This is a genomic window from Aerococcus kribbianus, from assembly GCF_026805545.1.
Lineage (GTDB): Bacteria > Bacillota > Bacilli > Lactobacillales > Aerococcaceae > Aerococcus > Aerococcus kribbianus.
Map to the genome: position 1 here is coordinate 100610 of NZ_JAPRFR010000002.1, position 14062 is coordinate 114671.

A 14062-nucleotide genomic window follows, 5' to 3' on the forward strand; every position below is an offset into this window, starting at 1 on the left:
TAGATTATTGTAACGAAATAACCCGCAAATAAAAAGAGAAAGCTGTTATTAAATTAATCTTTTTTATGCTTATTACGTTTATCGTTGTAACCCATTCGTTGATCCATTTTTGGTACATAAAATAATTTCTCAGTGAGCTGGCTTAGGTCCGTCACTAGGGATTTTCTGGGTTGGACTTGACTATATATAGCATAGAGTTGTTCATAAAAATGCTCTGCCGATACATGGTGAATTAATTGGTCTAAGTGACTTGAATACTCTTTACTGTTTGCCTTAACTTCCAATACAGCAGCCTCGAATTTATCAGGATGATCAAGCAGCACTCCGAATGGTTGAATTTTAGCTAGATTCATTAAATAATCGGAAGCATAAGCAACAACAGGTAAACGATTTGTAATCGCCTCTAAAAAGGTTAAACCCTGTGTTTCTGAGGTAGATAAATTAACATAGAGATCAGCCATCTGGTAATAAGAACTAAGTTTTTCGTGATCAATAGCCCCAGTGAAATGAACATGGTCTCCTAAACCACGACTAGCGACTGCATTTTCCAGGTTTTTTCTTTCCGGTCCGTCTCCCACTAAAACTAAATGGGCATGAGGCAAGTGCTTGAGCAAGTTTGGCAAACGATCAATAATAGCAATTAAGTTTTTCTCATAGGCAAGTCGGTTTACTGACAGCATAACAAAATCATCAGCACTTAAAGTCAATTTGTGCCGCAAATCCATTAGTTCTGCTTGAGAACAACAATCTGGAATCGGAACCCCAGTTGGGACGATAGCAATTTCTCTTGTTACCCCATAGGATTCTAATACTTCCTTGATAGTTTGGCTTGGGGTAATCACTTCGTCCGCTTGCTGACAATAGAGCCGCGATAGCTTACGTACAGTTTCCTTGGAAATCAGCTTCCCATTCATAATATAGTGTAAATATTTCTCATACCAAGTATGATAAGTATGAACCAGAGGGAGACCTAAAATCCGTGATGCAGTGATACCTAACATACCCATAGAAAATTCAGTTTGAGTATGAATAATATCAATCTTTAAATCTTTTACTTTCTTAACCACCGGGCCAAAGAAGGTAACTGCCACTCGTCGTTCTTTGAAGAATAGAAAAGGAATAGATTCATAACGAAAAATATGATCCTCGTCTTTATTAGCTTGAGGGTCAGTAGTGGTGAAAATATAAACCTCGTGACCATGCGCTTCGAAGGTATCTTTTAAGACCTTAACAGAAGTCGCAACGCCACTTAACTGAGGAAAATAAGTGTCAGTAAAAATGGCAATTTTCATTCCTTCCCTCCTTTGTCTTCATCATATTACACGCCTCAAGAAAACACAATAAGCCCCTATAAAATTAAAGAAAAAAATAAAATTCTAAATTTTCCAATCAATAAAAAATGCCATGCATGACTTACCATACATGGCATTTACTAGAATTTCACTAGTTATGAGTTGACACTTAGCACGACAACTCAATTCATTCTAGCAAGCTTTATTCAATCCCGGAAACATTAGCTTTAACCAATTCTGCGACTTGGTCAGAAGTTGTACATTCATACAAAGCTTTTTCTACTAATTTTTCCATTTCACTCTTGTCTAATTTAGACATCAAGCTCCGTGTCTTCAAAACAGATGAAGCAGACATAGAGAATTCATCTAGTCCCATCCCAACTAATAATGGTACAGCTGTTTGATCTCCAGCAACTTCACCACACATACCAGTCCATTTGCCTTCTTTGTGGGCAGCATCAATCACATATTTGATTAAGCGTAAAACAGATGGATTATATGGTTGATAAAGGTAAGACACATGTTCATTCATCCGGTCAGCAGCCATTGTGTATTGGATAAGGTCGTTAGTTCCGATTGAGAAGAAATCTACTTCCTTAGCGAATTGATCAGCTAATACAGCAGCGGCTGGAATTTCAATCATGATACCTAATTGAATATCATTAGCAATTTCAATACCATCTGCTTGTAGTTTTTCTCTTTCTTCGTCTACGATTGCCTTAGCATCACGAAACTCTTGTAAATTGGAAATCATTGGGAACATAATCCGTAATTTTCCATAAACAGAAGACCGTAATAAAGCACGAACTTGAGTCCGTAATAAGTGGTCTTGGTCTAAACCAATTCGAATTGCCCGGTAACCTAAGAACGGATTCATTTCCTCAGGCAATTGTAGGTATGGTAAGTGTTTATCTCCACCAATATCCATGGTTCGAACCACTACTGGACGGTCACCCATATTCTCTAAGACTGCCTTATAGGCTTCAAACTGTTCATCTTCAGTTGGCATTTCATCGGAATCCATGTAGAGGAACTCTGTTCGGTATAAACCAATTCCTTCCGCCCCATTTTGGTTAACCCCTTCTAAATCTTTAGGTGTACCAATGTTGGCAGCAATTTCGAATTCAGTGCCATCTGCAGTAAGCGATTTAGCATCAACCAATTTAGCCCATTCTGCTTTTTGGTCTAAGAAGGCCTTTTGCTTGGCTTTGTATTCCTCAACAGTATCTTGGTCAGGGTTAACTAGTACATTGCCATCTAAGCCATCGACAATCACTAAGTCACCATTAGAGACTTCTTTGGATATGGAACCGGTACCAACTACGGCAGGAATTTCCAAACTCCGTGACATAATAGCGGAGTGAGATGTTCTACCACCAATATCAGTGGCAAAGCCCTTCACATAACGTTTGTCTAATTGTGCAGTGTCAGAAGGAGTAAGGTCATAAGCCAATACGACTACTTCGTCATCTAACATTGATAAATCAGGCATTTGCACACCCAATAAGTGGGCAATTATTCGGTCAGTAACGTCTTTAATATCCGCAGCCCGCTCTTGCATGTAAGGATTGTCTTCCATGTTTTGGAAGAGTGTGATAAACATATCAGCAGTTTCACGAACAGCTGATTGAGCATCATAGCTTTGTTCCTTAATTTTCTCAACGAAGGCATTCTTCATTTCAGGGTCAAGCAAGATTGATAGGTGAGCATCAAAAACAGCCGCTTCTTCTTCAGAAAGACTTTCAGCAGCCTTAGCTTTGATTTTTTCAATTTCTTGCCGAGACACTTCAACGGCATCCTCAAGCCGAGTCACCTCGGCCTCAGGATCGTCATTTTTGCCTAATTCAAAACTCAAGTTTGGTTCGGCCAATAAGAATGCTTTGGAGATTGCAATGCCATCACTTGCAGCAATTCCCATTAATGTATTCATCTTATTCAGATAACCCTTCTTTTTGCATAGTTTCGCTGATTGCTTGGATAGCTTCTTCTTCGTCTTCACCATCAGCAGTAATTGTAACATCAGAACCTTGGCCAACACCTAGGGACATAACACCCATAATTGACTTCAAGTTAACTGATTTTTCTTTGTATTCTAAGTTAATTTCAGATTGGAATTTGCTAGCAGTTTGCACTAATAGAGTCGCAGGACGTGCGTGAATTCCTGTTTCAGCTGTAATGTTAAATTCTTGTTTCTTCATAGTAAAAGACAACTCCTTTTTTAATTTAATAGACTCGCGAAAAGTTTTTGTAAAAGAAAACTCTTTCACATAATAATTTACCACGAATCGCTATTATGAACAACTATTTTAGCCTATTTCTCTTGATTTTGCTAGTCAAAGCAAGCTTTTCTAATCAAAAAAGTTGAAAGTCAATATTGGTCAGTATATAATACTTATATAAAGGTCAAGTAAAATCAAAACATTTCGCTTGATCAAATAATTCTAATGATTCCATCACAAGGAGTGATTAAATGAAATGTCAAAATTGTGGTGAACGCCAAGCTGTTGTCCATATGTACGCCAACATCAATGGTCAACGCCAAGCCATTAACCTCTGCCAAGATTGCTATGCCAAAATTGCGCATGGCCAAAGTAATTCTAATAACTTATCAAACTACTCCAATAACCCTAGTGGTTTTGGTGACTTATCAGACTTATTCCGCCAACTCCAAAACAACCAAGCCAACCCTAATCGAGCTAATCCTTTCCAAGCCGCCCAAGCCCAACAAGGCGGTGGCAATAACGGAAACTCCCTATTGGATTCCTATGGCCATAATATTACTGACCAAGCACGACAAGGTTTGATTGACCCTATTATTGGTCGCGACAAGGAAATCAACCGGGTCATCGAAATCTTAAACCGGCGATTAAAAAACAATCCTGTACTTATTGGCGAAGCCGGAGTAGGTAAAACAGCCGTTGTCGAAGGTCTAGCACAAAAAATTGTTGAAAAAGCTGTTCCCGAAAAATTACAAAACAAAGAAGTTATCCAATTGGATGTGGTCTCTTTAGTTCAAGGAACAGGCGTTAGAGGCCAATTCGAAGAAAAGATGCAGCAATTAATCAATGAAGTTCGTGTTAACGAGAATATCATTCTCTTTATCGACGAAATTCATGAAATAGTAGGAGCTGGTAGTGCGGAAGGTTCAATGGACGCTGGTAATATTCTTAAACCCGCTCTTGCCCGTGGCGACATGCAACTGTTGGGCGCCACCACCCTTAATGAATACCGGCAAATTGAAAAGGACGCTGCCCTAGAAAGACGTCTTCAGGCGGTCCGTGTTGATGAACCTTCTGTCGAAGACAGCCTTGCTATTATCGAAGGCATTAAAGAGAAATACGAAGAATACCATAACGTCACTTATGATTCCGACGCGATTGAAGCCACGGTAAAACTTTCTGATCGTTACATCACTGACCGTCAACTACCTGACAAGGCTATTGACTTACTTGATGAAGCAGGCTCTAAGAAAAACCTTACCATCCCTTTTGTGGATAAGGAAGCGTTAGAAAAACAAGTGGCCGAATTAGAAAAACTGAAAACTATGGCAACTGATGCCGAAGATTATGAAAAGGCTGCTTACTATCGGGACCAACTCAGTAAATATAATGACATGTTAGCTAAAAACATCGATCTTCCCGAGAAGCGTCCTGTAGTAAGTCGCCAAGACATCCAAAATATTGTCGAAGAAAAAACGGGTATCCCTGTTGGTGACTTAGAAGAACAAGAACAAAGTCAACTTCTCGACCTTGATAAGAACTTGAAAAAGCATGTTATTGGTCAAGATCAAGCCGTGGATCAAGTAAGCCGAGCTATTCGGAGAAACCGTGTTGGCCTTGCTCGTCAGGACCGACCAATCGGCTCCTTCCTATTCGTGGGACCAACCGGTGTCGGTAAGACTGAATTAGCCCGGCAACTGGCCTTAGAACTCTTTGGCTCTAGTGATGCCATGGTTCGATTTGACATGAGTGAATATATGGAAAAACACTCAGTGTCTAAATTAATTGGTTCTCCTCCAGGTTATGTTGGTTATGAGGAAGCTGGACGTCTTACTGAACAGGTGCGGCATAAGCCTTACTCACTAATTCTCCTGGATGAAATCGAAAAAGCCCACCCTGACGTTTTAAACATTTTCCTACAAATCATGGAAGACGGTCGTTTGACCGACGCTCAAGGGCGGACTGTCTCCTTCAAAGATACCATTGTAATCATGACTTCTAATGCTGGTTCAGAAGGAGTAGAAGCTAGTGTTGGATTTGGTGCCTCACAAACAGGCAAACAAAACTCTATCCTTGATAAATTAGGTGACTTCTTTAAACCAGAATTCTTAAATCGATTCGACGATATTATCGAATTCGATTCCCTAACCAAGGACGAATTAATTGTGATTGTTGACCTTCTGCTAGCTCAAATGAATGCCATGCTCGCTGGTCAAGAAATCCAAGTCAAAGTCACCGATAAAGTCAAAGACCAACTCGTTGAGCTGGGTTATAATCCTAAACTTGGTGCACGTCCATTACGCCGAGTCTTACAAAACTATATTGAAGACCAAGTTGCCGATGCTTATCTAAAGAATCCGCAACTACATGAAATCCAATTCGATATAGATGATGACAATAAAATTATCGTGTCACAAACAAATTAGTGGTAAAATTAAACCATGAAAAAGGACCTGGAAAATTAATTTTCCAGGTCCTTTTTATAGCTTCATTAAATCGGGGAGGTAGATTTATTTACTCTGAAAGTTAAACAGTAGTCTAACTAATTTTCCGATTTAATCGACTTGATGGATAATTCACTTCCCACCTAGCTACTCTTAGACTTTTTCAATCCTAATCAAAAACTCTATAATCATACAAAACAATGAGCTATTATATACGTCTTGCCTCTCATATAATATAGAGTCCCTCATCTACTAGGCCTATTCTTCTGTTTCCAACAATGAGTCCAACGTCACATCAGGATACTTGCCAGCAAACCAATTAAGGGCAAATTGATTTTCAAACAAGAAGACTGGCTGTCCAAAGCGGTCCTTACATAAGAGATTCCGACTAGATGACATCTTAGGATCCAGGTCATCCTCTTTAATCCAACGAGCCATTTTCCGTCCCATAGCTTCCATAGTTACCTCAGAATTATATTCATTTAAAAGCCGTGCTTGGAACACTTCAAACTGCAATTGTCCCACTGCTCCTAGAATATACTCTTCTGTATGCCAAGTTTTATAGAGCTGTATAGCCCCTTCTTGCACCAACTGCTCCATCCCTTTATGGAAGGATTTTTGTTTCATGACATTTTTTGGGGACACCTTCATAAACAATTCCGGTGTAAATTGCGGCAAAGCTTTAAAACTTACAGCTTCCTTGCCAGAGTAGATCGTATCACCAATCTGGAAGTTCCCTGTATCATAGAGACCAATGATATCACCAGCAACCGCCGCCTTAACATTCTCCCGGCTATCAGCCATAAAACGAGTGGTATTATTTAGACGGATTTTCTTATTGGTACGCTCAACGTTAACTTCCATGCCTTCTTCAAAAGACCCAGAACAAATACGGACAAAGGCAATCCGGTCCCGATGACGGGGGTCCATGTTAGCCTGAATTTTAAAGATAAAGCCAGTTAGCTTTTCTTCTAATGGGTCGACCACACGCTCTGGATCACGTGTTTCCACTGGACCAGGAGCAGGAGAAAAGTCAACAAAAGCATCTAAGAAAGTTTGTACCCCAAAACCAGTTAAGGCTGACCCAAAGAAAACTGGAGTTAATTGACCAGAGGCAATTGCTTCAGCATCAAAGTCGTTACCAGCTTCACTTAATAACTCTACCTCTTCTAAGGCTTGGCTATAAATGGTCGATTCCTTAAAGTCATGGTCACCTAATGCTTGACCATCGTCATCCACAGAGACGATAGAATCATCTTCACTCTCTTCTGATAGGTTTAATTCAATGCGTTTGTTATGGATATCGTATAATCCCAGTAAGTTTTTCCCCATACCCATAGGCCAATTCATTGGATACGCATCAATACCTAAGACCTCTTCTAGTTCTCCCACTAAGTCAATAGCTTCGCGCCCATCACGGTCCAACTTGTTCATAAAGGTAAAAATAGGAATACCCCGCATAGCACAAACTTGGAAGAGTTTCTTGGTTTGCGGTTCAATCCCCTTGGCGGTATCAATAACCATAACCGCGGCATCAACAGCCATCAAAGTCCGGTAAGTATCTTCAGAGAAATCCTCATGGCCAGGGGTATCGACAATATTAATTTGGTGGCCATCATAATCGACTTGCATAACTGATGAAGTCACGGAAATCCCCCGTTTTTGTTCAATCTCCATCCAGTCAGACTTAGCAAATTTTCCTGATTTTTTCCCTTTTACCGTCCCTGCTTGACGAATAGCCCCTGAGTACAAGAGTAACTGTTCGGTAATGGTGGTCTTCCCAGCATCGGGATGGGAAATAATCGCAAAGGTCCGGCGTTTATCCACTTCTGTTTGTAATGTCATTGTCGTCATCCTTCTTTATTTGTCCTGTTTATTCCAACCCAGTCTCCAACCAACAAACACTGAAGACTAGCTTAAATGCCATACTATCATAACATAGTTTAGCCGAGAAAAATATGCTATAATAAGCCTAACTATTATTCAATTTAAGGAGTTGTGTTATGAACATCATTTGGACAACCGACTTAAACAGTGAGGCTTACCAGGATAGCTTAGCCATACGTCGTCAAGTATTTATCGATGAACAGGGGGTAGCTGAAGCTATCGAAATCGATAAAAATGAGGAAGATTGCTATCATGTTGTCGGTTATGAAAACGGCACGGCACTAGCTACCGCTCGTTTACTAGCTAAGACTCCAACTGATGTTAAATTACAGCGGGTAGCAGTCTTAAAAGACTGGCGTCAACAAGGTTACGGACGTGATATCGTTTTTTCTGCTCTCGAAAAAGCCCGTGAAGAAAAATTCAGCACGGTTATTTTAGGCGCCCAAATGAAAGCTATCCCCTTCTACCAAAATCTTGGTTTCGAACTTGATGACAGCGAACCCTACAAAGAAGCAGGTATCTTACACCGTGACATGATTTATAAACTGTATCAAGACCAAGATTAAGACACCCGCAAAGCAAAACCAATATATATAAAACTCCCCTATAGTTTTCACACTTTAGGGGAGTTTTTTAGAACTTTGTATTAAGCCGTTATTGTAAGTATGGCATGAAATAAGAGGCAATAGAAAAATAAATTAACACTGAAGTTAAGTCAGACAAGGTAGTAATAAAAGGTCCAGAGGCTACGGCTGGGTCAAAACCTAATTTATCCATTAAAATCGGAATCAATGATCCAGCTAGGTTGGCTACAGTAATAGCTGCTAGCATGGCAATCCCAATCACTAAACCAAGGGCAATATTTTGTCGCCAAACCGAAATCACTGCAAAAATAACAAAACCAGTAATGGCTCCAGAAATAAGTCCTGTAGTAATTTCACGAACCACCATGTCGAAGAAGGAACTCACTTCATCGTCAGGTGTCGCCAAGCGCCGTACAGCCACAGCCAAAGATTGGGTTCCTGCATTACCGGCTGTACCAGTAATCAAAGTAATAAAAATCGATAAAATAGCAACTTCTGCAATCATATCTTCAAACTGGCTAATTAATGTAGACGTTCCCATCCCTAAAAAGAGTAAGGTGATCAACCATGGCAAACGTGATTTAGATGATTTTAACGGGTTTTCGTATTGTTCATCAACATCAACCCCGGCCAAACCAGAGTAGTCTTGGGTCGCTTCATCATCGATAACATCAATAATATCATCAACGGTAACAATCCCAATCAATTCCCCGGTTTCCTCGATAACCGGTATAGCCAAGAAATCGTAGTCTTTAATCGTTTTAGCAATAGAATTTTGGTCTTCCTTAACATCGACGGCCACAATCCGATCAGACATCAAATCATACACCATTTCATTTCCCTGACTTATAATCAAATCACGCAAAGAAAGTACCCCGACCAAGCGATTATCATCATCAACCACATAGAGATAGTAAATAGTCTCTGCTGAACTAGCCTTAGCCCGCAACAAGGTCATAGCTGATTTCACCGTTTGATTAGCCTTAATACTGACGAATTCAGTTGTCATAATGGCCCCAGCCGTCTCATCAGCATAATTCATCAAGGATTTAATATCATCCGCTGACTCTTTGGGCATTAGACGCATGTAGGTTCTGACTTGTTCTAGGGACAATTCATTTAAAATATCTACCGCATTATCAGTATACATAAAGGATAGCAAATTAGCAGCATAACGATCATCCATGTCAAATAAGAAGGTGAAAATTTGTTCTTCATCTTCCTCATCAATAATGTCATAGACTTCAGATAGTTCTTTGGGGGTCAGGAAATGGTGAACTTTTTGCCGTTGTTCAGGATCCAAATTCAAATACATTTGCGCTTGGTCAAAAGAGTGATTCTGTAGAAATTCTTCTCTAAATCCTTCGCGGTCATTGGCTGCTAAAAGGTCAATAACATGGGCTTGAATTTCCTCTTCTGTCATTTGGGCCTTATCGTATAGTTCAACCTCATCGACCTTGTTAATTTCATCTTTCTTGGACATAAGTCACCTCATTTTCACTGCTGGGATAATTCTTGTAAATCTTGGGGAACCGGAGCTTCAATCGTGATTTTTTGCTCAGAAATAGGATGGACAAAGGAAATTTTCTGGCAATGCAAAGCTTGACGCTCTATGCCATAAGCTAAAGACCCTCCATACAGATCATCCCCTACTAGAGGCGCCTGGCAATGGGCAAAGTGGACGCGAATCTGGTGGGTCCGTCCAGTATGTAAAATCACTCGATAATAATTGAAGCGCGGATCTTGTTTCCACAACTCATATTCTGTCATCGCTGGTTTACCATCCACACTGACTTGACGTTCAATAATAGAGTTGGGGCTTCGACCAATAGGAGCCTCAATAAAACCATGAGCATGGTCCCCTACTAGTTTATCAGTAATTGCCAAATATTGCTTCATTATCTGCTTTTGTTGCAGAATTTTGTCTATTAAGGAATGGGCAAAGGCGTGTTTGGCAAATAACATAATGCCTGAAGTGTCGCGGTCTAAACGGGTTACCACATGAATCACTTGGTTGGCGTAATCTTGACGTTGGTAATAAGCCTTCAAAATATTGGCCATAGACCCTTGAGGATTATATTGAGAAGGAATAGACGTATAGCCAGCCGGTTTATTGACCGCAATATAATGGTCATCTTCATATAAAATATCAATCGCCTGATCTATTGGCGGGATAATTTCTTGTTTACCCTCTGGTGGCAAGACCACGCGAATATGGTCGCCAACAGCCAATTGGCGGGTAGCGATAGCCTGGCGCTCATTGACATAAATATTGCCCCCATGAAACTTAATCCGTGAGAGCAAGCGCCGGGATATTCCCTTTTTCTTCAAAAACTGTTTCACCACGGCAGGTTCATCAACCCACCAATCAAAAGTTAACATAAACGTACTATATCCTTTTCTAATCTCTTATTTATCACTATCAATGTTACTAATGAAACTATTCTTTACTCGGTCCCAAAAATGAGTGTGCCGATAACGAGCAAAATGCACCCGTTCCTTAGCTACTCGATAAATAATCTTTTCAACATCCTCGGCCTGATAAATCTCGTGGTCAATAGAGAGTGTCACTCCTGACATCTGACCGTCTTGAGGAATAATTGTCACATACTCATCACTAGGAAATAACATAGAAGACGACAAGGTACGGTAAACACGATTATTAATTGAGGCAATTTCAGTTAATTGGATAGCGTCTAAACGAGGATGAACGACTGCCCCACCCAGTGATTTATTTAAACCAGTGGACCCGGTTGGGGTAGATAAGCATAAGCCGTCACCTTTGAAGAGTTCAAAATGTTCCTTTCCAATGAAGACTTCAGTAGTCATTGTGCCCTCGTAGCGGCGAATGGCTGATTCATTAAGAGCTAAATAGCGTTCACGACGACCATCACGTCGGGTGACAGCCACCTCTAACAAGGGATAAGACACACTATCTGTTTCTCCATGAGCTCGGTCTGCCAACAGGGCATGAATAAACTCATCTAGTTCCTCAACCAACCAATCTGTATAGAAGCCTAAGTGGCCAGTGTGGATACCCACAAAGCGAACTTGGTCCAATAAGTTTTCATAGGCGTGAAAAGCATGCAGAAGAGTCCCATCACCGCCAATAGAAATTACTAGATTTGGGTTTTCCTGGTCCATTTGCAAGTTATCCTCATTAATGACTTCAAGAATTCGCCCCTTAATCGTTAAGGCTTGCCTACCCTCACCGTTTACTATAGCTATCCGCATACTTAGCCTCCTCTTAATTCAGCTTAGCCCTTATTCGTTTTAAAGTAATCCTGTGCAATCTGAATTTCTTCACGAATTTGTGACATTTCCTCATCTAACCGGAAGGCGGCTTCCGCTGCCCGTTCTAAACGTTTGTGTAGGCTCTGGGGATAATCACCATCATACTTATAATTCAATGAATGTTCAATGGTTGCCCAGAAGTTCATAGCCAAGGTACGGATTTGAATTTCCAATAAGATATGATGGGCACCAGTCACTCTTTCCACAGGGTAATCGATTACAAGATGATAGGAACGATAACCAGAATCCTTTTTGTTTAAGATATAATCGCGTTCTATGACAATATCAAAGTCTTGTCGCTCCCGCAATAGTTGAACGACAAGGTAAATATCCTCAACAAATTGACACATGACCCGCAAACCGCCAATATCTTGTACTTCTTCTTCTAAACGACTAGCATCCAATTTTCTTGCTTGAACCTTTTCACGAATACTATCTGGTGTTTTCACTCGTCCAGTCACAAATTCAATCGGTGAATGCTGTCCAACTTCCAAATATTCTCGGCGAATTCCCTTGAGTTTAACTTTCAATTCTTCAACAGCCTGGTAATAGGGAGCTAGCATTCTTTCCCAATCTTCTACCATGCAATCACCTTACTTCCTTTATCTACCATACAAATCCTTGCCACCATAGTCACTAAATTTCAACCATAATTTTGGGCATTCACCCTATTTTAGCATATTCTACCCACTGATAGCTCCTCAAAGGAACAAAAACCTAGAATTAATTGCTCTCATTTGGCAATTACTTGCCGTTCTTGATACAATAGCCAAAAGGGAGCGATACTATGGCACAAGAGTTAGAAATCGAATTCAAAAATATCATTTCTGCGCAAGAATATCAGGCTCTATTTCAGGCCTATAGTTTTTCTGATCAAGACAAAAGTAGGCAACGAAATATTTATTATGATACCCCTGACCATCTCTTAAAAGAAAAGGACGCTGCCCTCCGTTTAAGAGTCACTGATCATTATGCTCACGTTACCCTTAAACAAAGTATTGAAGAAAATCAAAAACTTGAAACTACCGATAGTATTAGCCATGACGAAGCCAATAAAATCTTAGACAATCAAGAAAGCACTGCTTTTTCTCCGGAAGTGAGTCGTGTGCTCAAAAATTTAGGTGTAAACTCTGAAGACTTATATGCTTTCGCTGACTTTACGACAATTCGTTATGAAAAAGAATTGCCAATAGGGCTCTTAGTCTTAGACCAGAGCTATTTTTCTCATTTTACCGATTATGAACTCGAATTAGAGGTAGCTAACCACCAAGATGGCCAAACTGCTTTCCAGCAATTATTAGAAGACCATGGCATCAGCAAACGTCCGGCGCAAAATAAAATTGCTCGCTCACAGTTAGACCAGGCTACTTATCGCTTTGACTAAGTCATATTCTTTGCACTCTAAAAAACTCATGATACAATACATAAGTGCAAAATCAGATAGAGTTAATGAGAAAATGAAAGGAGTGTCTCCAATGGCTCAATCTTATCGATCACATAAGAATAACTTTGAGTCAAACGACCACCACATTTTTGAGTTATTCTTGTTTGTAAACCCCATCGGTAACCACTGTTTAAACTGTGAAAAAGAAGTGATGAATTTTGTCAAAAACACTGACAAAAAAGTATATATCCGCTTCGTTGCCTGTAATAATTTCCAAGTTTTCAATGAATCACTAAAACATAGAGAAAACCGTCCTAATAGCCTTAGGGAGCGTAATCAAATGTATTATTCAGCTCGCGAAATTGCCATGGCTTTTAAAGCGGCCCTACTTCAAGGTAGAAAAATTGGTCGGTCCCTACTCATGCAATTACAAGAACATTTCGGTCAAAACCAACACCCCTTTTCTCGAGAAGAGATGATTCGTATCGCCACTAATAATAAGGGGGTTGATATTGACGTTTGGCTAGAAGATATCGACTCCCCTCTAACCGTAGATAGTTTCAAAATGGACCAACAATTATCTAAACAAATGAAGATCAAAACGACACCTACTCTAGTGATTTTTGATAATAGCAATTATTCTTATGGTCTTAAATTAGAACATGATATCAATCAAAAAACTATCGCTGAAATTATTAGCCAAATGGAAGCCGAATCTGACCGTTTAAATCATCAAAAAAAGCAAAAATCTTGCTTGCATATCCTACCGGCTCGTTTTGAAGAAAGTTAATGTTAGTAACAAAGACAGGTAAGTTAAAACCAAAATTCAAATAAAGCGACAAAAAGGCTGAGACCAATGTCTCAGCCTTTTTCTTATATACAACTATTTATCTTCTAGTCAGTTTCCAAAAAGTCAAAACAGACTGCCTTTCCTAAACTGTTTAGATTCGGATTGTCT

The 14062-nt window shown here is 39.9% G+C and carries 12 protein-coding genes; 4 read left to right on the forward strand and 8 right to left on the reverse strand.

The window, feature by feature from the left end; all coding sequences use genetic code 11:
- Positions 1 to 53: 53 nt before the first annotated feature.
- The 3 genes from OW157_RS05470 to OW157_RS05480 all read right to left on the reverse strand — a co-directional run bounded on the left by OW157_RS05470 (position 54) and on the right by OW157_RS05480 (position 3490).
- Positions 54 to 1292 (reverse strand): glycosyltransferase, encoded by a 1239-nt coding sequence (locus OW157_RS05470; RefSeq protein ID WP_268752348.1) that lies wholly within the window; start codon positions 1290 to 1292, stop codon positions 54 to 56.
- A 202-nt stretch (positions 1293 to 1494) separates the two neighbouring features.
- Positions 1495 to 3222: a phosphoenolpyruvate--protein phosphotransferase gene (gene ptsP / locus OW157_RS05475; RefSeq protein WP_268752349.1), complete on the reverse strand. Its 1728-nt coding sequence runs from the start codon at positions 3220 to 3222 to the stop codon at positions 1495 to 1497.
- Position 3223: 1 nt separating this feature from the next.
- The gene (locus tag OW157_RS05480) at positions 3224 to 3490 is read right to left on the reverse strand and encodes a phosphocarrier protein HPr (RefSeq protein WP_268752350.1); all 267 of its coding nucleotides are present in this window, start codon (positions 3488 to 3490) and stop codon (positions 3224 to 3226) included.
- Positions 3491 to 3762: 272 nt separating this feature from the next.
- Here OW157_RS05480 and OW157_RS05485 point away from each other — a divergent pair, with 272 nt between their 5' ends.
- Positions 3763 to 5937, forward strand: coding sequence for an ATP-dependent Clp protease ATP-binding subunit (locus tag OW157_RS05485; protein WP_268752351.1), 2175 nt, complete (start codon positions 3763 to 3765; stop codon positions 5935 to 5937).
- Between the two features lie 276 nt (positions 5938 to 6213).
- On the opposite strand, the gene OW157_RS05490 is transcribed toward OW157_RS05485, so the two are convergent.
- Positions 6214 to 7800: a peptide chain release factor 3 gene (locus OW157_RS05490; protein ID WP_268752352.1), complete on the reverse strand. Its 1587-nt coding sequence runs from the start codon at positions 7798 to 7800 to the stop codon at positions 6214 to 6216.
- Positions 7801 to 7958: 158 nt separating this feature from the next.
- Here OW157_RS05490 and OW157_RS05495 point away from each other — a divergent pair, with 158 nt between their 5' ends.
- Positions 7959 to 8408, forward strand: a complete 450-nt coding sequence (locus OW157_RS05495; RefSeq protein WP_268752353.1) for a GNAT family N-acetyltransferase — start codon at positions 7959 to 7961, stop codon at positions 8406 to 8408.
- 88 nt (positions 8409 to 8496) lie between these two features.
- Here the strand turns inward: OW157_RS05495 and mgtE are convergent, their stop codons facing one another.
- The 4 genes from mgtE to yjbM all read right to left on the reverse strand — a co-directional run bounded on the left by mgtE (position 8497) and on the right by yjbM (position 12304).
- Positions 8497 to 9849, reverse strand: a complete 1353-nt coding sequence (gene mgtE / locus OW157_RS05500; RefSeq protein ID WP_268752486.1) for a magnesium transporter — start codon at positions 9847 to 9849, stop codon at positions 8497 to 8499.
- Positions 9850 to 9923: 74 nt separating this feature from the next.
- On the reverse strand, positions 9924 to 10808 hold the full coding sequence (locus OW157_RS05505; RefSeq protein ID WP_268752354.1) for an RluA family pseudouridine synthase: 885 nt from the start codon (positions 10806 to 10808) through the stop codon (positions 9924 to 9926).
- 27 nt (positions 10809 to 10835) lie between these two features.
- Complete coding sequence (locus tag OW157_RS05510) at positions 10836 to 11660, reverse strand: NAD kinase (RefSeq protein WP_268752355.1); 825 nt, start codon at positions 11658 to 11660, stop codon at positions 10836 to 10838.
- A gap of 23 nt (positions 11661 to 11683) precedes the next feature.
- Positions 11684 to 12304, reverse strand: a complete 621-nt coding sequence (gene yjbM / locus OW157_RS05515) for a GTP diphosphokinase (protein WP_268752356.1) — start codon at positions 12302 to 12304, stop codon at positions 11684 to 11686.
- 203 nt (positions 12305 to 12507) lie between these two features.
- Here yjbM and OW157_RS05520 point away from each other — a divergent pair, with 203 nt between their 5' ends.
- Together OW157_RS05520 and OW157_RS05525 are read left to right on the forward strand one after the other, a co-directional pair.
- Complete coding sequence (locus tag OW157_RS05520; protein ID WP_268752357.1) at positions 12508 to 13104, forward strand: CYTH domain-containing protein; 597 nt, start codon at positions 12508 to 12510, stop codon at positions 13102 to 13104.
- Positions 13105 to 13195: 91 nt separating this feature from the next.
- The gene (locus OW157_RS05525; RefSeq protein WP_268752358.1) at positions 13196 to 13894 is read left to right on the forward strand and encodes a DsbA family protein; all 699 of its coding nucleotides are present in this window, start codon (positions 13196 to 13198) and stop codon (positions 13892 to 13894) included.
- The last annotated feature ends 168 nt before the right edge of the window (positions 13895 to 14062 follow it).

What these genes read in the sequence shown, in the direction of transcription:
- OW157_RS05470 (WP_268752348.1), bottom strand. Translation starts at nt 1,292, where the DNA reads ATGAAAATTGCCATTTTTACTGACACTTATTTTCCTCAGTTAAGTGGC.
- ptsP (WP_268752349.1), bottom strand. Translation starts at nt 3,222, where the DNA reads ATGAATACATTAATGGGAATTGCTGCAAGTGATGGCATTGCAATCTCC.
- OW157_RS05480 (WP_268752350.1), bottom strand. Translation starts at nt 3,490, where the DNA reads ATGAAGAAACAAGAATTTAACATTACAGCTGAAACAGGAATTCACGCA.
- OW157_RS05485 (WP_268752351.1), top strand. Translation starts at nt 3,763, where the DNA reads ATGAAATGTCAAAATTGTGGTGAACGCCAAGCTGTTGTCCATATGTAC.
- OW157_RS05490 (WP_268752352.1), bottom strand. Translation starts at nt 7,800, where the DNA reads ATGACATTACAAACAGAAGTGGATAAACGCCGGACCTTTGCGATTATT.
- OW157_RS05495 (WP_268752353.1), top strand. Translation starts at nt 7,959, where the DNA reads ATGAACATCATTTGGACAACCGACTTAAACAGTGAGGCTTACCAGGAT.
- mgtE (WP_268752486.1), bottom strand. Translation starts at nt 9,849, where the DNA reads ATGACAGAAGAGGAAATTCAAGCCCATGTTATTGACCTTTTAGCAGCC.
- OW157_RS05505 (WP_268752354.1), bottom strand. Translation starts at nt 10,808, where the DNA reads ATGTTAACTTTTGATTGGTGGGTTGATGAACCTGCCGTGGTGAAACAG.
- OW157_RS05510 (WP_268752355.1), bottom strand. Translation starts at nt 11,660, where the DNA reads ATGCGGATAGCTATAGTAAACGGTGAGGGTAGGCAAGCCTTAACGATT.
- yjbM (WP_268752356.1), bottom strand. Translation starts at nt 12,304, where the DNA reads ATGGTAGAAGATTGGGAAAGAATGCTAGCTCCCTATTACCAGGCTGTT.
- OW157_RS05520 (WP_268752357.1), top strand. Translation starts at nt 12,508, where the DNA reads ATGGCACAAGAGTTAGAAATCGAATTCAAAAATATCATTTCTGCGCAA.
- OW157_RS05525 (WP_268752358.1), top strand. Translation starts at nt 13,196, where the DNA reads ATGGCTCAATCTTATCGATCACATAAGAATAACTTTGAGTCAAACGAC.